The following is a 19,768-nucleotide window of genomic DNA, read 5'->3' as shown; positions in this document are numbered from 1 at the left end:
CCCCCTTCCCCTGCACCCATGGCAGGCCCGCGACCTGCTCCAGCGCCCCGCCGTCACCGCCCTCCGCGACGCAGGGCTTCTGCACGACATGGGCCCGCACGGCGAACCCTGGTACCCCACCTCCTCCGTCCGCACCGTCCACCGTCCTGGCGCCCCCGCGATGCTCAAGCTCTCCCTGGGCCTGCGCATCACCAACTCCCGCCGCGAGAACCTCCGCAAGGAACTTCATCGGGGCGTCGAGGTCCACCGGTTGCTCCGCACCGGCCTGGCCGAGCAGTGGCAGGCGGTCCACCCCGGCTTCGACATCGTCCGCGACCCCGCCTGGGTCGCCGTGGACGCGCCGGACGGCACCCCCGTTCCCGGACTCGACGCCCTGCTGCGCCACAACCCCTTCCGCTCGGGCGACGACGCCGTCTGCATCGCCGCGCTCACCGCTCCCCGCCCGTGGCCCGGCCGGACCACCATGAACTCCCGCCTCGCCGAACTCGTATCCCGTCTCGCCACCGCCACCGGACGCAGCACGTCCGCCGTCGCTGCCGAGTGGTTCCTGCGCTACCTCGACCACGTGGTCCTGCCGGTCCTCGCCTTCGACGCGCTCGCCGGTATCGCCCTCGAAGCGCACCAGCAGAACACCCTGGTCCTCCTCGACCCGGCCGGCTGGCCGAGGGGCGGCCGCTACCGCGACAACCAGGGCTACTACTTCCGCGCATCCCGCCGCGCGGAACTGGAGCACCGGCTCCCCCGCATCGGCCGCGCCAGCGACACCTTCGTCTCCGACGCCGTCACCGACGAACGCTTCGCCTACTACCTGGGCATCAACAACGTGCTCGGCCTCATTGGTGCCTTCGGATCCCAGCGGCTCGCCGACGAGCGCGTGCTCCTCGCCGCCTTCCGCCGCTTCCTCGCCAAGGCCGCGGGCCTCGGCCCGCTCCCCACGCGGCTGCTCGACTCGCCCACCCTGCGCTGCAAGGCGAATCTGCTCACCCGCCTGGGCGGTCTCGACGAGCTGGTCGGCCCCGTCGACACCCAGTCCGTCTACGTCACCATCACCAACCCCCTTCACGATTGACGCGTCGGCGCCGACGCGGAGAAGAGCCCCCGATGCGCTCCACCGAAACACCCGCCCACTCGGCCGGCTCCGCCACCGACGCCTTCGGCGCCCTCGAGGTGGTGGAACACACCGTCGAACCACGGCTCAACGCCGACCTGTTGCCGCTGCTCGCCGAAGCCGACCTGCTCGACTCGCCGGCCATCTGGGGCAGCGCCGCCACACCCGCCGGAGCCTTCCGCCTCGAACCCGTACGGCCGGGCCGGGACCTCGAGCTCCTCACCGGCTGGATGAACGACCCCGAGGTGGCCGCTTACTGGGAACTCGCCGGCCCCGCCGCGGTCACCGCGGCCCACCTCCGGGCGCAGCTCGACGGCGACGGCCGCAGCATCCCCTGCCTCGGCCTCCTCGACGGCACGCCGATGAGCTACTGGGAGATCTACCGGGCCGACCTCGACCCGCTCTCCCTTCACTACCCTGCGCGCCCCCACGACACGGGTATCCACCTGCTCATCGGAGACGGCACGAACCGCGGCCGCGGCCTGGGCACGACCCTGCTGCGCGCCGTCGCCGACCTCGTCCTCGGCAACCGCCCCCGCTGCACTCGTGTCATCGCGGAACCGGACATCCGCAACACCCCCTCCGTATCTGCCTTCCTGAGCTCCGGTTTCCGCTGCTCCGCGGAAATCGACCTTCCCGAGAAGCGCGCCGCCCTGATGATCCGGGAGCGGGCGCTGCGCAATCTCCTCTGAGTGCCGCCCCGCAAGCCCGACCGTCGTCGCCGCTACGCACCTCTCCCTTAGAAAACTCTGCGTCACGCAGCAAAGTTCCCAATCTTCGAGGAGTCCCGTGCCGAACTTCCACGCAGCCCCCGACTCGACGGAACCCACCGTGCCACCGTCGCCCCAGCACCCCTGCACACCGCCCGAACTCAACCGTCCGACCTGGGACTTCGCCGCCCGCCGGCTGCTCGCCAAGATGATCGCCGAGTTCGCCTACGAGGAGGTCATCAGCCCCGTCCCCGCCCCGGCCGCCGCCGGCGACGCCTGGACCCTGACCCTCGACGACGGCAGCAACCTCGGCTTCCGGGCCCGCCGCCGCTCGTACGGCAGCTGGCACGTCGCCCCCGACACCCTCACCCTCACGCCGCCGCCGGCCACCCCCCGCGCGCCCACGGCCTCCGTTGACCAGACCGCCTCCGGTGACCATTCCACCTCCGGCGATCCGACCGCCTCCGGAAACCCGACCGCCTCCGGCGATCCGACCGCCTCCGGAAACCCGACCGCCTTCGGGGACCCGTACGCCTTCCTCATCCGGGCCCGCAAGCTCCTCGGACTCGACGGCCTCACCCTCGGCCACCTCGTCCGCGAGCTCAGCGCCACCCTCGCCGCCGACGCCCGGATCGATCACAGCGCCCTCACTGCCGACGTCCTCGCCGACCTCGACTACGCCGCACTCGAAGGGCACCAGACCGGCCACCCCTGGCTCGTCCTCAACAAGGGCCGCATCGGACTCTCTGCCTCCGACACCGCCGCCTGGGCCCCCGAAGCCCGCACCCGCCAGCGCCTGCCGTGGCTCGCCGCCCACACCTCGCTCGCCGCCTACCGCGGCACCGCCGGACTGGAGGACCCCGCCCGCCTCTACTCCGCCGAGCTCGACCCCGTCACCCGAGCAACCTTCGACCAGACCCTCCGCGACCGCGGCCTCGACCCCCTCCACTACCTCTACCTACCGGTCCACCCCTGGCAGTGGGACGAGGTCGTCCTCCCGCTCTTCGCCCCCGCGCTCTCCTCCGGCACCCTCGTGCCGCTCCCCGCCGATCCCGACCTGCGCCTGCCCCAGCAGTCGATCCGCACCTTCCTCAACCTCAGCCGCCCCGACCGGCACAGCGTCAAACTCCCGCTCTCCGTCTTCAACACCATGGTCTGGCGCGGCCTGCCCTCCGACCTCACCCTCGCCGCCCCTGCCGTGACCGCCTGGATCCACTCCCTCCGCGACGCCGACCCCTTCCTGCGCGACGAGTGCCGGGTCGTCCTGCTCGGCGAGGTCGCCTCCGTCACCGTCCGCCACCCGGTCTACGAAGAGCTCCCCGAGGTCCCGTACCAGTACAAAGAGCTCCTCGGCGCGATCTGGCGCCAGCCCCTCACCGGGCTCCTCGCCCCTGGCGAGCGCGCCCGCACCCTCGCCTCCCTCCTCCACACCGACCCGCGCGGCCGGTCCTTCACTGCCGAGCTCGTGGCCCGGTCCGGGCTGACCCCCACCGTCTGGCTGCAGCGCCTCTTCGCCGCCCTCCTGCCGCCGCTGCTGCACTTCCTCTACCGCTACGGCACCGTCTTCTCCCCGCACGGCGAGAACGCCATCGTGATCTTCGACGAGCGCGACGTCCCGGTCCGGCTCGGGGTCAAGGACTTCGTGGACGACATCAACATCAGCGACGAACCGCTGCCCGAGCTGGTCTCCCTGCCCGACGAGGTCCGGGCGGCCCTGCTCACCGAGCCCGCCGACTTCCTGCCGCAGTTCATCCACTCCGGGCTGTTCGTCGGCGTCTTCCGGTACCTCTCGGCCCTGTGCGAAGACCGCCTCGGCGTCCCGGAGGACGAGTTCTGGTCCCTCGTACGGGCGGAGATCCTGCGCCACCAGGCCCGCTTCCCGCAGCTCAAGGACCGCTACGAGCTCTTCGACCTGCTCGGCGAACGCATCGGGCGGCTCTGCCTCAACCGGAACCGGCTCTACGAGGACGGCTACCGCGACCGCCCCGACCGCCCGCACGCCGTGCAGCACGGCACCGTACCCAACCCCTTGTACCGGCCGTGATTCCTCGTCGGTGCACTCGCTGTCGGTGGGGCCCCGTAGGGTTGGCAGTGCTATGACGAAGCCCTCCCTCCCCGACCTGCTGCACGCCGCCGTCTCCGCCGTCGGCGGCACGGAGCGCCCCGGCCAGGTGGCCATGGCCGAAGCCGTCGCCGAAGCGATCGACGACAACTCCCACCGGCTCATCCAGGCCGGTACCGGTACCGGCAAGTCCCTGGGCTACCTGGTGCCGGCCCTCGCCCACGGCGAGCGCGTGGTCGTGGCCACCGCGACCCTCGCCCTCCAGCGGCAGCTCGTCGAGCGCGACCTGCCCCGGACGGTGGAGGCCCTGCATCCGCAGCTGCGCCGCCGTCCGCAGTTCGCCATGCTCAAGGGCCGGTCGAACTATCTGTGCCTGCACCGCCTGCACGAGGGTGCTCCGCAGGACGAGGAGGACGGTCTCTTCGACCAGTTCGAGGCGGCCACCCCCACCAGCAAGCTCGGCAAGGACCTGCTGCGCCTGCGCGACTGGGCGGACGAGACGGAGACCGGCGACCGCGACGACCTGACGCCGGGCGTCTCGGACAAGGCCTGGTCGCAGATCTCCGTCTCCTCGCGCGAATGCCTGGGCGCGACGAAGTGCGCGTACGGGGCTGAGTGCTTCGCGGAGGCCGCCCGCGAGCGGGCCAAGCTCGCGGACGTGGTCGTCACCAACCACGCGCTCCTCGCCATCGACGCCATCGAAGGCGCCCCGGTGCTGCCGCAGCACGAGGTGCTGATCGTGGACGAGGCCCACGAGCTGGTCTCCCGGGTCACCGGCGTCGCCACCGGCGAGCTCACGCCCGGGCAGGTCAACCGGGCCGTGAAGCGTGCGGCCAAGCTGGTCGACGAGAAGACCGCCGACTCCCTGCAGACCGCCTCGGAGTCCTTCGAGCGGGTCATGGAGCTGGCGCTCCCGGGCCGCCTGGAGCAGGTCCCCGAAGACCTCGGCTACGCGCTGATGTCGCTGCGCGACGCCGCGCGCAACGTGATCTCCGCGATCGGCTCGACCCGCGACAAGTCCGTCCAGGACGAGGACGCGGTGCGCAAGCAGGCCCTGGCCGCGGTGGAGAGCGTCCACGCGGTGGCGGAGCGGATCACCAACGGCTCCGAGTACGACGTCGTCTGGTACGAGCGCCACGACCGCTTCGGCGCCACTCTCCGGGTCGCCCCGCTTTCGGTGTCCGGCCTGCTGCGGGAGAAGCTGTTCGAGGACCGCTCGGTGGTCCTGACCTCGGCCACCCTCAAGCTGGGCGGCGACTTCAACGGCGTCGCGGCCTCCCTGGGGCTGTCTCCCGAGGGCGTCGAGGGGGACGACGTCCCCGTCTGGCGTGGCCTCGACGTCGGCTCGCCCTTCGACTACCCGAAGCAGGGCATCCTCTACGTCGCCAAGCACCTGGCCACGCCGGGCCGCGAGGGAACCCGCGGCGACATGATGGACGAGCTCGCCGAGCTGATCGAGGCCGCCGGCGGCCGGACCCTCGGCCTCTTCTCCTCCATGCGCGGTGCCAAGGCGGCCGCCGAGGAGCTGCGTGGCCGGCTCGACAACCCGATCTTGCTCCAGGGCGAGGAGACCCTCGGCGAGCTGATCAAGGCCTTCGCCGCGGACCCGAAGACCTGCCTGTTCGGGACGCTGTCGCTCTGGCAGGGCGTGGACGTGCCCGGCCCCAGCTGCCAGCTCGTGGTCATGGACCGGATCCCCTTCCCGCGCCCCGACGACCCGCTGATGAGCGCCCGCCAGAAGTCGGTGGAGGAGCACGGCGGCAACGGCTTCATGGCCGTCGCGGCCACCCACGCCGCCCTGCTGATGGCGCAGGGCGCAGGTCGTCTCGTACGGGCCACGGGCGACCGGGGCGTCGTCGCGGTGCTGGACCCCCGGCTGGCCACGGCCCGGTACGGGAGCTTCCTGCGGGCCACGCTGCCTGACTTCTGGTACACCACGGATCGCAACCAGGCCCGCCGCTCCCTGGCCGCGATCGATGCGAAGGCCAAGGCCGACGGCGAGTAGCAGTCCGCCGGTCCCGGGCCGCAACCGTTCCAGGTAGTACCCCAGGCGAACGAGTTCCGGGGGCACACGAAAGCCCCCGGGACCGGCGCAGGGGGTCCCGGGGGCCGGATGGAGGCGGCGGGGGTCAGACCCGACGCAGCACGGCGACGACCTTGCCGAGGATGGTCGCGTCGTCACCGGGGATGGGCTGGTAGGCGGCGTTGTGCGGGAGGAGCCAGACGTGGCCGTCCTCGCGCTTGAAGCGCTTGACGGTGGCTTCGCCGTCGAGCATCGCGGCGACGATGTCGCCGTTCTCCGCGACGGGCTGGCGACGGACCGTGACCCAATCGCCGTCACAGATGGCGGCCTCGATCATCGAATCGCCGACGACCTTGAGGACGAAGAGCTCGCCGTCGCCGACGAGCTGGCGGGGGAGCGGGAACACGTCCTCGACCGACTCCTCGGCGAGGATCGGGCCGCCGGCCGCGATCCGGCCGACCAGGGGAACGTAGGAGGCGGCGGGCTTGCCGGTGGTGTCCGTGGGCTGCGAGCTGGGCTGGTCGGAGCCGCGTACCTCGTAGGCGCGGGGGCGGTGCGGGTCGCGGCGCAGGAAGCCCTTCCGCTCGAGGGCCATCAGCTGGTGGGCGACCGACGAGGTGCTGGACAGGCCGACCGCCTGGCCGATCTCCCGCATGGACGGCGGGTACCCCCGGCGCTGCACGGAGTCGCGAATGACCTCGATGACCCTCCGCTGCCGGTCCGTGAGCCCGGAGCTGTCGGCGCGGATGCCTGGAGGTCGACCTGGCAGCGAGCGTGCGGGGCGTACTACGGGCTCCGCATCCGGGTTCAGGTTTGCGTCGTTCATGGCATGCACCGGCTCGAGTCGGCTCTGGGAGCGGTTCTGGGCAGTGATGGTGGCACTGTCTGCGGTGGTGGTCACGTCGGCCCCTCTCGAAATGTTCTCCCTAGCTGGACAACGGTAGTAGCTTTCGAAAGGTTGCGCCAAACACACGTTCGAGTGAAAAATCGCGGATCGTCCGGCGTGGGCACATCAAGGGGTGTATGGGCGATCGGCTCGCCGAACGCGGGTTCGATCTGACGTCCGCTGCTTACGCTACCCTTCCCGGTCGGGTCGCCGCCGTCCGGGCCTGTGGGACTTGTGGCGCCGGTGCCGGCCCGCGCCCAGTGTGGCATCGCGGGACCTCGTGACCGCCTGGCGGACACCGCGACACGCAGAGCCACGAAAATCCCGTCCAACCCAAGATCTAGTGGTTGGATGGGCGCGGCCACCCAGAAGTAGTGGTCCTCGGGTCTGTTGAGGCTCCTGGGATCGCATATGCTGGAGGCTGCTCCACGAGCCCCCGACAGAGTCCGTCTCCGTTGTTCAGGGGCCTGTGGGGTGATTCTGTCGTGCCAAGAGGGAGGGTGAGGGAACCGTGCACTGCCCCTTCTGCAGGCACCCCGACAGCCGTGTCGTCGACAGCCGCACCACGGACGACGGTACGTCGATCCGCAGGCGCCGTCAGTGCCCCGACTGCTCCCGTCGCTTCACGACGGTGGAGACGGCCTCGCTGATGGTGATCAAGCGCAGCGGGGTGACGGAACCCTTCAGCCGTACCAAGGTCATCTCCGGCGTGCGCAAGGCGTGCCAGGGACGGCCAGTCACCGAGGACGCCCTCGCCAAGCTCGGCCAGCGGGTCGAGGAGGCGGTGCGCGCCACCGGGAGTGCCGAGCTGACCACCCACGACGTGGGTCTGGCCATTCTCGGCCCGTTGCAGGAGCTCGACCTGGTCGCCTACCTGCGCTTCGCGTCCGTCTACAAAGCGTTCGACACCCTTGAAGACTTCGAGACCGCCATCGCGGAACTGCGCGAGCCGCGGCCTCACCCCCATGAGTGCGAGCCCGGAGGGACCGCTTCGGTCCCCGTGCCCGCCTCCGCCTCCGGCTGACCGGGCGGCCCGCGCCGCGATGCGCACGCACCGTGACGCGGCCGGTCGGCCCGGAGGCCCCTCCCGGCGAGAGCCGGGGGAGAAAAACGTAGAAACAGACACACAGCACCGTGCCGCGGAATAGCGCTGGCACTTTAGGGCGTTTTTGCCCGCATATGGGAGGAAGCGGCATGACAGAGACGGCGAGCGGCTCGGCACGTGGTTCCCGCGCCAAGGGGACCAAGGCTGCCAAGGGCGGCCTGCGTATCGAGCGCATCCACACCACCCCGGGCGTGCACCCCTACGACGAGGTGAGCTGGGAGCGCCGTGACGTCGTCATGACCAACTGGCGCGACGGCTCGGTCAACTTCGAGCAGCGTGGCGTCGAGTTCCCCGACTTCTGGTCGGTGAACGCGGTCAACATCGTCACCAGCAAGTACTTCCGCGGCGCGGTCGGCACCCCGCAGCGCGAGACCGGTCTGAAGCAGCTGATCGACCGGATCGTGAAGACGTACACGAAGGCCGGCGAGGACTTCGACTACTTCTCGTCGCCCGCCGACGTGGAGATCTTCGAGCACGAGCTGACCTACGCCCTCCTGCACCAGATCTTCAGCTTCAACTCCCCGGTGTGGTTCAACGTCGGCACGCCCCAGCCGCAGCAGGTCTCCGCCTGCTTCATCCTGGCCGTCGACGACTCCATGGAGTCGATCCTCGACTGGTACAAGGAAGAGGGCATGATCTTCAAGGGCGGCTCCGGCGCCGGCCTGAACCTCTCCCGCATCCGCTCCTCCAAGGAGCTCCTCTCCTCCGGCGGCAACGCCTCCGGCCCGGTCTCCTTCATGCGCGGCGCCGACGCGTCCGCAGGAACGATCAAGTCGGGCGGTGCCACCCGCCGCGCTGCCAAGATGGTCGTCCTGGACGTGGACCACCCGGACGTCGAGGCCTTCATCGAGACCAAGGTGAAGGAAGAGGAGAAGATCCGCGCCCTGCGCGACGCGGGCTTCGACATGGACCTGGGCGGCGACGACATCACGTCCGTCCAGTACCAGAACGCCAACAACTCCGTTCGCGTGAACGACGAGTTCATGACGGCCGTCGAGAACGGCACCGAGTTCGGCCTGCGTGCCCGCATGACCGGTGAGGTCATCGAGAAGGTCGACGCCAAGGCGCTCTTCCGCAAGCTCGCCGAGGCCGCGTGGGCCTGTGCCGACCCGGGCATCCAGTACGACGGTGTGATCAACAACTGGCACACCTGCCCCGAGTCCGGCCGCATCACCGCGTCCAACCCCTGCAGCGAGTACATGCACCTGGACAACACGTCCTGCAACCTCGCGTCGCTGAACCTGATGAAGTTCCTCAACGACGACGGCAAGGGCAACCAGTCCTTCGACGCCGAGCGCTTCTCCAAGGTCGTCGAGCTCGTCATCACCGCGATGGACATCTCGATCTGCTTCGCGGACTTCCCGACGCAGAAGATCGGCGAGAACACCCGCGCCTTCCGCCAGCTGGGCATCGGCTACGCCAACCTCGGCGCCCTGCTGATGGCCACCGGCCACGCGTACGACTCGGACGGCGGCCGCACCCTCGCCGCGTCGATCACCTCGCTGATGACCGGTACGGCGTACAAGCGTTCCGCCGAGCTGGCCGCGATCGTCGGCCCGTACGACGGCTACGCCCGCAACGCCGAGTCGCACAAGCGCGTCATGAAGCAGCACGCCGACGCCAACGCCGTCGCGCCGCGCACCGACGACCTGGACAACGTCATCTGGGCCGCGGCCACCGAGGCCTGGCAGGACGTCCTGCGCCTCGGCGAGAAGAACGGCTTCCGCAACTCCCAGGCTTCCGTCCTCGCGCCGACCGGCACCATCGGTCTCGCGATGTCCTGCGACACCACCGGTGTCGAGCCGGACCTGGCGCTGGTCAAGTTCAAGAAGCTCGTCGGCGGCGGCTCGATGCAGATCGTCAACGGCACCGTCCCGCAGGCCCTGCGCCGCCTGGGTTACCAGGAGGAGCAGATCGAGGCGATCGTCTCCCACATCGCCGAGCACGGCGTGGTCGTCGACGCCCCGGGCCTGAAGACCGAGCACTACTCGGTGTTCGACTGCGCCATGGGCGAGCGCTCCATCTCCGCGATGGGCCACGTCCGCATGATGGCCGCGATCCAGCCCTGGATCTCCGGCGCGATCTCGAAGACGGTCAACATGCCGGAGACGGCGACCGTCGAGGAGATCGAGGAGATCTACTTCGAGGCGTGGAAGATGGGCGTCAAGGCGCTCGCGATCTACCGCGACAACTGCAAGGTCGGCCAGCCCCTCTCCGCGAAGAAGAAGGAAGAGGAGAAGGAGGAGGTCGCCGCCAAGACGGAGGAGACCATCCGCGCCACCGTCGAGAAGGTCATCGAGTACCGGCCGGTCCGCAAGCGCCTCCCGAAGGGCCGCCCGGGCATCACCACCTCCTTCACGGTCGGTGGAGCCGAGGGCTACATGACCGCGAACTCCTACCCGGACGACGGCCTGGGCGAGGTCTTCCTGAAGATGTCCAAGCAGGGCTCGACCCTCGCGGGCATGATGGACGCCTTCTCGATCGCCGTCTCGGTCGGCCTCCAGTACGGCGTGCCGCTGGAGACCTACGTCTCGAAGTTCACGAACATGCGCTTCGAGCCGGCCGGCATGACGGACGACCCGGACGTGCGGATGGCGCAGTCGATCGTCGACTACATCTTCCGCCGCCTGGCGCTCGACTTCCTGCCCTTCGAGACCCGCTCGGCCCTCGGCATCCACACCGCCGAGGAGCGTCAGCGCCACCTCGACACCGGCTCCTACGAGCCCCTCGAGGACGAGCTGGACACCGAGTCGCTGACCCAGTCGGTCCCGCTGGCCGCGGTGCCGTCGGCGCCGAAGCCGGCCGTGACCGTCCCGGTCCCGGCCCCGAAGACGGCGCACAGCAGCGCCGAACTGGTCGAGATGCAGCTCGGCGTCTCCGCCGACGCCCCGCTCTGCTTCTCCTGCGGTACGAAGATGCAGCGCGCCGGTTCCTGCTACATCTGCGAGGGCTGCGGCTCGACCAGCGGCTGCAGCTGACACCTCGCGGGGCTACACCGGACGTACTGTCCGGCGTAGCCGGCGCGGGGAGCTGACCAGCAGGTCACGAAGGGGACCGGCCCGAGGCCGGTCCCCTTCGGTCTCCTGGGGCCGACGGCCGAGCGGTACCTCGCGGCAGCGACCGTCGCCCACCACCTGACCAAGGAGAGACCCGACTGGTCCGACGACGCCGGAGTCACGGCGCGTGAACCGCCGGAGGCGGGCGGGTCTCCCCGGGGAGACCCGCCCGCCTCCGGCGTTCTCAGTGGGGGATGCGGCGGGGCGGGCGGGTGACGAGCTCCTCGCGGAATTCCGCGATCCGGGAATGCACCTGGCGTATCAGGTGGGTGTCCTCGATGCGGTCCAGGTAGAGGCAGCGCGCGGCCAGGCCCGGCAGGTCGAAGGCGAAGCACAGCGACATCAGCGGGTTCACGAAGAGCTCGCTGCCCTGGGTGCGGGTGGTGAACTGCACGTCGCCGAAGGAGCCCCGCACGGCCGCGGCGATCGAGCCGTTGACGATGCTGGGGCGGTCCGGGGTGTGGTCCTGGGCATGGGCCACGGCGTCCAGAAACAGCGCGCCCTCGCGGGTGGCGCGCGGCACGGAGAACGCGCCGAGGTACGCTCCCGCGCGCTCCAGCGCTGCGATGTTCTCCAGCACCAGGGCGTGGCTGACCCCGTGGTAGGCGTCGACGCCGAAGCCGACCGACACGACGAGCCGCTCCGGTACGTCGTCCAGCGCGGCCAGCGCCGCCACGCTGGTCAGGTCCTCCTCGGGGGTGCCGAGGCCGGCTTCGTCGCCCCGCATCAGGATGTCCGTGCCGCCGTCGACCAGGACGATCGCATCGATGCGGTGGAGGTCCACCAGCGCGCGGTAGGCGGCGCGCAGCGGCTGCACGCCGATCTGCGGGAAGGCGTACACGCGCGCCGGATAGCGGTGCAGCTGGAGCCACTGGGCCAGCGTTCGTTCGGGGAAGTACGTCTGGTGCGGCGCGGAGTCGGGGGTGATGACGGCGAGGTCGGGGGCGGCCCATTCCTCGACGGGCAGTCCGGCGAGGGAGCTGAAGGAGAGGTTCGCCAGGTGGACCTCCTTGCCCTGGTGCAGGAGGGAGAGGGCGATCGGCAGGCCGGCGTAGATGTCGAAGCCGCCGCCCGCGCCGGCGACCAGGATGCGTTCGGCGTCGGCGAGGCGGGCGAAAAGCGGGTTGGTGTGCAGGGCCGTCATGGCGATCATTGTGCGGGGTGCGGCGAACCGGTGCTCCGGGATTTCACGGCGGCGCGATGCCGCCGGCACGGGGGAACGGGGAAGCGGGGAGCCATGTGGAGCGGTGACGAGCTGGACCTGGACGCGTATCTGGCGCGGATCGGACTTCAGGAGAACGCGCGAGAAGGCCGGGAACTCCGGCCGGACCTGGCCACGTTGTACGCAGTGCACCGGGCCCACACCGCGGCCATCCCCTTCGAGAGCCTGGACGTCCTGCTCGGCCGCCCCGTCGCGCTGGACGTCAAGTCGATCGAGGACAAGCTCGTGCACGCCGGCCGCGGTGGCTACTGCTACGAGCAGAACTCGCTGCTGGCCGCTGCCCTGGAGCGGATCGGCTTCGAGGTCTCCGGGCGCGGTGCCCGCAACCGCACCCGCGGGGACTCCCTGCTGGCCGTGACGCACGCCGTCCTCGTCGTCACGGTCGACGGCGAACCGTGGCTGTGCGATGCGGGGTTCGGCCACCAGGGCCCCCGCGAGCCGGTTCCGCTGGGGCGCCCCGGCGTCGCGGTCGAGCAGGGGGAGTGGACGTACCGCGTCCGCGAGGAGGAGGACGGCGTCCTCGTGCTGTGCCTCCTGCGCGGTGGGACCTGGCGGGACCTGTACGCCTTCTCCCCGCAGCGTTACCACCCCGTCGACTACGTCCTGCTCAACCACTACAGCTCCACCCATCCCCACTCCTCCTTCGTGGGGCGGCTCGTCGTCCACCACCCGGGCGGTTCCGTCCGCCGGGCGCTCGTCGGGCGGGAGCTCACCCTGCTGCATCCCGACGGGCGGGCCGAGCGGCGGACCGTCGGCGCGGACGATCTGCTCGCCGTGCTCGACCGGGAGTTCGGGCTTCGCCTGGCCGAACGGGATGCGGCGGAACTGGTGCGGATCCACCGCGCCGGGGACTGACCCGGGCCGCGCCTGGCCCGTACGATGGCGCAGTGCTGGTCAAGTGGATTCGCTGCACGGTGACGGACCGACGCGGGTTCGAGCGCGGGCAGCGAAAATGGGCGGGGCTGCCGGGCGAGCCGGGTTTCCGGGGGCAGGGCGGCGGCTGGAGCCGGGGCCGGCAGGGGGTCGCGCATGTCTTCGCGTTCTGGGAGAGCCGGTCCTTCTACGACTCCTTCATGGCCCGCTCGCACGACCGGCTGGCCGCTGCGCAGAACGGCACCTACACCGATCTGCGGGTCACCCTCTTCGACCACCGCTTCGACGTGAAGACCGGCTTCGAGCCGCGCTTCACCGATGCCGACGTGGTGCGGGTCGCGCACACCCGCGTCCGGGAGGGCCGGGTCGACCACTTCGCCCTGATGCAGGAGAAGGTGTGGAATCCGGCGATGGCGGGCTCGCCCGGGATGATCCGCGGTCTCTTCGGGGAGGCCCCGGGCCGGGAGTTCCTGGTGCTGTCGATGTGGCACGCGGCCGCCGAGCACGGCAAGTACCGGCAGGAGCGGGTCGAGCGGCTCTCCCTGCGCGCCCAGATCCAGGCCGATGTCGAGGCCCTCACCGGTGACGTCGTCGATCTCGAACCGTCCTGGACGGTATGACCGTACGACTACCGTCGGGCCGTTCGGCGTGCCCGGTGCACCGGTCGGCCAATGGCCGAATAGGGTCGTGGGATGGCTCGACCACGGCGCATCGTCCTTGTCCGGCACGGGGAATCGGAGGGGAACGCCGACGACTCGGTGTACGAACGCGAGCCCGACCACGCCCTGCGGCTGACCCCGCGCGGGCGCGAGCAGGCTGCGGCGGCCGGGGTACGGCTGCGCGAGCTCTTCGGCGAGGAGACCATCAGCGCGTACGTCTCCCCCTACCGCAGGACCCTGCAGACCTTCCGTGAACTCCGGCTGGACCCGGCTCGGGTCCGGATGCGCGAGGAGCCGAGGCTGCGCGAGCAGGACTGGGGGAACTGGCAGGACCGGAACGACGTACGGCTGCAGAAGGCGTACCGGGACGCGTACGGACACTTCTTCTACCGGTTCGCGCAGGGCGAGTCCGGGGCCGACGTGTACGACCGGGTCGGGTCCTTCCTGGAGAGCCTGTACCGCAGCTTCGAGGCCCCGGACCACCCCGAGAACGTCCTGCTGGTGACGCACGGGCTGACGATGCGGCTGTTCTGCATGCGCTGGTTCCACTGGTCGGTGGCCGAATTCGAGGCCCTGTCCAATCCCGGCAACGGCGAATTCCGGGTGCTCCTGCGGGGCCCGGACGGCCGGTACCGGATGGACCGCCCGTTTGAGCGGTGGACCACACCTGAGCCTTATGACCTGGACGGCTAGAGTGACCCGCGATGACGCCTGACTCCACTCCCGAACGGCGCTACGCGCGCGCCATGTCCAGCCTCCGCGGGCTGGCACTGGGTGACGCCCTGGGCTCCCAGTACTTCGTCCCCGTGAACTACCCGCTGCTCAAGCGGCGCGAGCTGCCCGCCGGCACCGAGACGTGGCAGTGGACCGACGACACCGAGATGGCCTGCTCGGTGGTGGCCGTGCTGGCCGAGCACGGACGGATCGACCAGGACGCGCTCGCGCGTTCCTTCGCCCACCACCACGACTTCGACCGGGGCTACGGGCCCGCGGTCAACCGGATGCTGCGGCTGGTGCGCGAGGGCGAGGACTGGCGCACCCTGGCCGCGGAACTGTTCAACGGGCAAGGCTCGTGGGGCAATGGCGCCGCCATGCGGATCGCGCCGCTGGGCGCCTGGTACGCCGACGACCCGGAGCAGGCCATTCATCAGGCGGAGATTTCCGCCTACACCACCCACCAGCACCGCGAGGCCGTGTGCGGGGCGATGGCCGTCGCCGCGGCCGCCGCGCTGGCAGCCGCTCCGGACGGTCCGCCGAAGGCCTCCGACCTGCTGGACGGAGTGATCGCGCTGGTGCCGCGCAGCGCCGTGGGCGCCGGGCTGCGGCGGGCGCGGGACATGCTGGATTACGGCGACGCGACCACGGTCGCGGCGGTGCTGGGCTGCGGGCGGCGCACGAGCGCCCACGACACCGTGCCGTTCGCGCTGTGGTCCGCGGCGCGTGCGCTGGACGACTACGAGCGGGCGTTCTGGACCACCGCGCAGGTGGGCGGCGACGTGGACACGACCTGCGCGATCGTCGGCGGGGTGCTGGGAGCCCGCGGGGACGCGGTGCTGCCGGCCGCCTGGCTGGCGCGCACCGAGGCCCTGCCGGCCTGGCTGCCGGAGGCGGCGGCCCGCTGACGGATGGCCGCTCCGGGCGTCCGGAGCGGGGTGAAATGAGTCCTTCCGATTGTCACGGTCCTGCCACAGGGCTCTTTTGATCCTGTTCAAAACCACCTGTCACCGGCCTACTCTGTGCGCTGCGCCGCCCCCACGGAACGATGGGGCGGCCGTCAGGGGAGGGAACCCGATGTCAGAGAACACCGGCGGGGCCGACGAAGCCCGGTCCAAGGACCCGAAGGACCCGAAGGACCCGAAGGAACCGAAGGACTCGAGGGCCTCCGACGGCACAGCCGACGCAGGGGCCAAGGCCGGGGATCCGCCCGCGAGTCCGGCTCCGGCGGTTCCGGCGGCACCGGTCGCTCCGGAAGCACCGGCGCCCCCCGCTGCTCCGGCCGCAGGCGCAACCACCGGCCCGGCCGGCCCACCGGCGGCGGTGCCCGCCGACGCCGCCACGTGGCAGGCCCGGCAGGCGCACCAGCACCAGCAGCGCCCATGGCTCGGCGCTCAAGCGCAGTCCGCGACGCCCTCGTGGGTCACCCTCGTGCGCCCCTCCGAGGCAGCCCCCATCGCGACCGCCACCCTCCTCGCCGCCCTCGCCGCCGGCCTCGCCGCCGCACTGCTCCTCGGCGACGGCATGGGCCCGGGCCTGCTGCTCGCGGTGCTGCCCGCCGTCCTCGCCGCGTACGTCGCCGCCCGCACGGCACGGCGTACGGCCCGGCCCTGGACCGTGGTCTGGGCGATCGGCTGCCTCGCCCTCCTTGCCGTACCCGCCCTGCGCGACTCCGCCTGGCCGTCCACGCTCGCGATCCTGTCCGCCGTCCTGCTGGGCGCGCTGGCCCTGCACGGCAGCCGTACCTGGCCCGGCGTCCTGCTCAGCCCGCTCGGCTTCTTCGACTCCGCCGTGTCCGGGCTCGCCTGGGGGCTGATCGGACTGCGGTCGCGCGGCGGGGTCAGCAAGGACCGCTGGCTGCCCGTCGCCAAGGCGACCGCCGTCACCGTGGCCCTGCTGGTGGTCTTCGGCGCGCTGTTCGCCTCCGCCGACGCCGCCTTCGCAGACCTCCTGGGCGGCCTGATCCCCGATGTGTCGACCGAGAACGGGCCCATCCGGTTCCTGCTCTTCCTCCTCGGCACGCTGATCGCGCTCGCTGCCGCCCGCACCGCCGCGGCCCCGCTGCGCTGGGACCGGATCAAGGTGGCCCCGGGCAAGCCGCGCTCCCGTGTCGAATGGGCCCTTCCGCTCGTCGTGCTCAACCTGCTCTTCGCCGCCTTCAACGCCGTCCAGCTGGCCGTCCTGTTCGGGGGCTACGACAAGGTCCTCGAAAGCACCCGCCTGAGCTACGCCGAGTACGCACGCCAGGGCTTCTGGCAGCTGCTCTGGGTCACCCTGTTCACCCTCGCCGTGATCGCGCTCGCCTTGCGCTGGGCCCCGCGCTCCGGAGCGGGCGACCGCCGCTTCGTCCGTATCGTCCTCGGCGTGCTCTGCGCGCTGACCCTGATCGTCGTCGCCGCCGCGCTGCGCCGGATGGACCTCTACGTGGACGCGTACGGGCTGACCAGGCTGCGCGTGTCGGTGGCCGCCATGGAGCTGTGGCTCGGGCTGGTCATCGTACTGATCATGGCGGCCGGGGTGTTCGGCGCACGCTGGCTGCCGCGCGCGGTCGCGGGCAGTGCGGCGGCCGCCGTCCTGGCCTTCGGCCTGCTGTCCCCGGACGGGATGGTCGCCGAGCGGAACGTCGCCCGCTTCGAGGAGGACACGAAGATCGACCTGGCCTACTTCCAGTCGCTGTCGGCCGACGCCGCGCCCGCCCTGGACCGGCTGCCCGAGCCCCAGAGGTCCTGCGCCCTGCGCGGGATCAACGACGAGATGTCCAGGGCCGGGGACGTCCCCTGGTACGCCATGAGCCTGGGCGAGTACCGGGCGCGGCACATCCTGCGCGAGCGCCCGGTGACGGCCTCGTACGAGGTCTGCTCGCGCCTGGGCGCCTTCGGAAGCCGCCTGGAGCGCTAGGGAAACGCGGCGCCGGGAGAGTTCTTATGAGGGCCCGGGCGCGGGGGCCGTTCCCCGCGCCCGGGCTCTCGTACGACAGGAGTTCAGGCGGCCGGCCCGCCCTGTGCGGCCGCGCCGGCCAGGGCGTCCAGGTCGCTCTTGCGCACCCGGATCACCAACAGGGCGGTGGCCAGGGCCAGCCCCGCCATCGCCACGGCGGCGTAGAACGCGGTGGAGATGCCCTGGGCGAGGACGAGGTCCCCCCAGGGGTCGGGCAGCTGCCGGGTCTCCTTGAAGGCGGCCAGCTGGTCGGGGCTCGCCTGCGCCATGAAGACCGGGACCTGTTGCGCGGCCTCGTTGCGGCTGGCCGTGCCGAAGACGGTGACCAGGATGGAGAGGCCCAGCGAGCCGCCCACCTGCTGGCTGGCGTTGAGCAGCCCCGAGGCCGCGCCGGCCTCCTTCGGCGCCACCCCGGAGACGGCGGTCAGGGTGAGGGTCACGAAGTTGAGGCCCATGCCGAAGCCGAAGAGCAGCATCGGGCCGAGCACGCCGGAGACGTACGAGCTGTCGGTCCGGAGGAAGGTCAGCCAGGCCAGCCCGGTGCCGGTGAGCGCGGACCCGATGACCATGAAGGGCTTGGGGCCGAAGCGCGGCAGGAACCGCTGCGAGAGACCGGCGGCGGTGACGATGGCGACGGTCACGGGCAGGAAGCCGAGCCCGGACTCGATCGGGGAGAAGCCCAGCACGTTCTGCACGAACTGGACGATGAAGAAGAACATGCCGAACATCGCCGCCGCGAGGCCGAGCATGATCACGTACGTGCCGGTGCGGTTGCGGTCGGCGAACATGCGCAGCGGGATGATCGGCTCGCGGGCCCGGGATTCGATGACGACGAAGAGCGCGAGCAGGACGAAGGCCGCGGCGAAGGAGCCGATGGTGAGCGAGTCGCGCCAGCCGTCCTCCGAGGCGCGGATGAACCCGTAGACGAGCGACGCCATGCCGCCGGTGGAGGTGAGGGCTCCGGCGATGTCGAAGCGGCCGGGGTGGCGCTCGGACTCGGTGATGTAGAGCGGGGTGAGGACCGCGATCAGCACGCCGATCGGGACGTTGACGAAAAGCACCCAGCGCCAGTCGAGCCACTCGGTCAGCATGCCGCCGGCCAGCAGGCCGATCGCGCCGCCGCCCGCGGAGACGGCCGCGAACACCCCGAACGCCCGGTTCCGTTCGGGGCCTTCGGGAAAGGTCGTGGTGATCAGGGCGAGCGAGGTCGGGGAGGCGATCGCGCCGCCCACCCCTTGCAGGGCACGGGCCGCGAGCAGCTGCCAGGGCTCCTGGGCGAACCCGCCGAGGAGGGAGGCCAGGGTGAAGAGCAGGATTCCGGACAGGAACACGCGGCGCCGGCCCAGGATGTCACCGGCCCGGCCGCCGAGCAGCAGCAGACCGCCGAAGGTGAGGGTGTAGGCGCTGAGCACCCAGGAGAGGTCCGTCGTGCTGAAGCTGAGCGCTTCCTGGATGTGCGGGAGCGCGATGTTCACGATCGTCGCGTCGAGGACGACCATGAGCTGGCACGCGGCGATGACCGCGAGCGCCACTCCGGGACGCCCCTCGCGGCGGGCCGCCCCCGGTATCCGGGGCGTGGCGAGTTGAGAGCTTGTCACTGAGGATCCCCCCAAAGTGAAATAGTGAACGTATTCGTTCACTACAGGGCCACGGTAGGAGCCGGTCCTTAGGGAACGCAAGCGTTCTCTAAAGCTGAAAATGCGTACGTGCGGCACGGGGGCCGGTCGGGAGGTGGAGAGATGGCGGGTTCGCGCTGGTCGGTGGCGTCGCCGGGGCGCAGGCGGGGTTCCGAACTCGAACGGGCGATTCTGGACGCCGCGTTGGAGCAGCTGAGCACGGTCGGCTGGAACGCGCTCACCATGGAGGGCGTCGCGGCCGGCTCGCACACGGGCAAGGCCTCCCTCTATCGGCGCTGGCCGTCGAAGGCGGACCTCGTGGCCGATGCGCTGCGGACCGGTCTGCCGCAGATAGGAGAGATTGCCGACGGCGGGTCGATCCGTGAGGACCTCCACCTGCTCTGCGTGCGCACGCGGGACGTCATGCACTCCCGCGCCGGACAGGCGCTGCGGTCGGTGCTTCACGAATGCGATCACAAGCATGCGGAGCGGTTCCACGGGGTCATCTGGTCAGGGCTGCACGAGCCGGCCCAGCGGCTGATCAGGGAGCTTGTGCTGCGCGGAATCGCGCGGGGTGACGTGCGGCCGGACGCGACTGGTCCGTTTGTCGTGGATGTCATTCCGGCGATGCTGATGTACCGCGCCAAGGTGTGCGGTAGCGAATGGGGGGACACCGAGATCGCGGAGCTGATCGACGAGGTGATGGTGCCGCTGCTCAGGGCGTGAGACGCGGCGGGCGCGGCACGGGGCGCGCGGAGCGTGATGCGTGCCGGATCGGGCGGGGGTCGGACCCGGGG

At 71.0% G+C, this 19,768-nt stretch carries 15 protein-coding genes; 12 read left to right on the top strand and 3 right to left on the bottom strand.

Features of this window, described 5'->3' with window-relative positions; translation table 11 throughout:
* From PV721_RS28335 to PV721_RS28320, 4 genes are all read left to right on the top strand, one after another.
* The coding region (locus tag PV721_RS28335; protein ID WP_319728941.1) for an IucA/IucC family protein at nt 1-1,069 on the top strand (1,069 nt) is incomplete at its 5' end.
* 32 nt (nt 1,070-1,101) lie between these two features.
* The gene (locus tag PV721_RS28330; protein ID WP_319728939.1) at nt 1,102-1,800 is read left to right on the top strand and encodes a GNAT family N-acetyltransferase; all 699 of its coding nucleotides are present in this window, start codon (nt 1,102-1,104) and stop codon (nt 1,798-1,800) included.
* A gap of 97 nt (nt 1,801-1,897) precedes the next feature.
* Nucleotides 1,898-3,862: an IucA/IucC family siderophore biosynthesis protein gene (locus PV721_RS28325; RefSeq protein ID WP_319728937.1), complete on the top strand. Its 1,965-nt coding sequence runs from the start codon at nt 1,898-1,900 to the stop codon at nt 3,860-3,862.
* A 52-nt stretch (nt 3,863-3,914) separates the two neighbouring features.
* Nucleotides 3,915-5,885 carry an ATP-dependent DNA helicase gene (locus PV721_RS28320; RefSeq protein ID WP_319728934.1) on the top strand — a complete coding sequence of 657 codons (1,971 nt, stop codon included), beginning with the start codon at nt 3,915-3,917 and terminating at the stop codon, nt 5,883-5,885.
* A 124-nt stretch (nt 5,886-6,009) separates the two neighbouring features.
* Here PV721_RS28320 and lexA read toward each other — a convergent pair whose 3' ends face one another.
* Nucleotides 6,010-6,804, bottom strand: coding sequence for a transcriptional repressor LexA (lexA, locus tag PV721_RS28315; RefSeq protein ID WP_030709636.1), 795 nt, complete (start codon nt 6,802-6,804; stop codon nt 6,010-6,012).
* 496 nt (nt 6,805-7,300) lie between these two features.
* On the opposite strand from lexA, the gene nrdR reads away from it, so the two are divergent.
* Both nrdR and PV721_RS28305 read left to right on the top strand, forming a co-directional pair.
* Entirely contained in the window at nt 7,301-7,813 is a 513-nt protein-coding gene (gene nrdR / locus PV721_RS28310) for a transcriptional regulator NrdR (RefSeq protein WP_319728931.1), read from the top strand.
* A 170-nt stretch (nt 7,814-7,983) separates the two neighbouring features.
* A complete protein-coding gene (locus tag PV721_RS28305; RefSeq protein ID WP_319728929.1) occupies nt 7,984-10,872 on the top strand; it encodes a vitamin B12-dependent ribonucleotide reductase in 2,889 nt (962 codons plus the stop codon).
* Between the two features lie 262 nt (nt 10,873-11,134).
* Here PV721_RS28305 and PV721_RS28300 read toward each other — a convergent pair whose 3' ends face one another.
* Nucleotides 11,135-12,094 (bottom strand): DUF1152 domain-containing protein, encoded by a 960-nt coding sequence (locus PV721_RS28300; RefSeq protein ID WP_319728927.1) that lies wholly within the window; start codon nt 12,092-12,094, stop codon nt 11,135-11,137.
* A 93-nt stretch (nt 12,095-12,187) separates the two neighbouring features.
* Here PV721_RS28300 and PV721_RS28295 point away from each other — a divergent pair, with 93 nt between their 5' ends.
* The 5 genes from PV721_RS28295 to PV721_RS28275 all read left to right on the top strand — a co-directional run bounded on the left by PV721_RS28295 (nt 12,188) and on the right by PV721_RS28275 (nt 17,316).
* Nucleotides 12,188-13,027: an arylamine N-acetyltransferase family protein gene (locus PV721_RS28295; RefSeq protein WP_319728925.1), complete on the top strand. Its 840-nt coding sequence runs from the start codon at nt 12,188-12,190 to the stop codon at nt 13,025-13,027.
* Between the two features lie 32 nt (nt 13,028-13,059).
* Complete coding sequence (locus PV721_RS28290) at nt 13,060-13,665, top strand: YdbC family protein (RefSeq protein WP_319728923.1); 606 nt, start codon at nt 13,060-13,062, stop codon at nt 13,663-13,665.
* A 72-nt stretch (nt 13,666-13,737) separates the two neighbouring features.
* Nucleotides 13,738-14,397, top strand: a complete 660-nt coding sequence (locus PV721_RS28285; RefSeq protein ID WP_319728921.1) for a histidine phosphatase family protein — start codon at nt 13,738-13,740, stop codon at nt 14,395-14,397.
* 11 nt (nt 14,398-14,408) lie between these two features.
* On the top strand, nt 14,409-15,326 hold the full coding sequence (locus PV721_RS28280) for an ADP-ribosylglycohydrolase family protein (RefSeq protein WP_319728919.1): 918 nt from the start codon (nt 14,409-14,411) through the stop codon (nt 15,324-15,326).
* A 169-nt stretch (nt 15,327-15,495) separates the two neighbouring features.
* Nucleotides 15,496-17,316, top strand: coding sequence for a DUF4173 domain-containing protein (locus tag PV721_RS28275; RefSeq protein ID WP_319728917.1), 1,821 nt, complete (start codon nt 15,496-15,498; stop codon nt 17,314-17,316).
* Between the two features lie 83 nt (nt 17,317-17,399).
* Here PV721_RS28275 and PV721_RS28270 read toward each other — a convergent pair whose 3' ends face one another.
* Nucleotides 17,400-18,953, bottom strand: a complete 1,554-nt coding sequence (locus PV721_RS28270; protein ID WP_319728915.1) for an MFS transporter — start codon at nt 18,951-18,953, stop codon at nt 17,400-17,402.
* A gap of 141 nt (nt 18,954-19,094) precedes the next feature.
* On the opposite strand from PV721_RS28270, the gene PV721_RS28265 reads away from it, so the two are divergent.
* Nucleotides 19,095-19,697, top strand: a complete 603-nt coding sequence (locus PV721_RS28265) for a TetR/AcrR family transcriptional regulator (protein WP_319728912.1) — start codon at nt 19,095-19,097, stop codon at nt 19,695-19,697.
* The last annotated feature ends 71 nt before the right edge of the window (nt 19,698-19,768 follow it).

The organism is Streptomyces sp. MB09-01, assembly GCF_033794505.1.
Lineage (GTDB): Bacteria > Actinomycetota > Actinomycetes > Streptomycetales > Streptomycetaceae > Streptomyces.
This window is presented reverse-complemented; position numbering and strand designations above follow the sequence as displayed.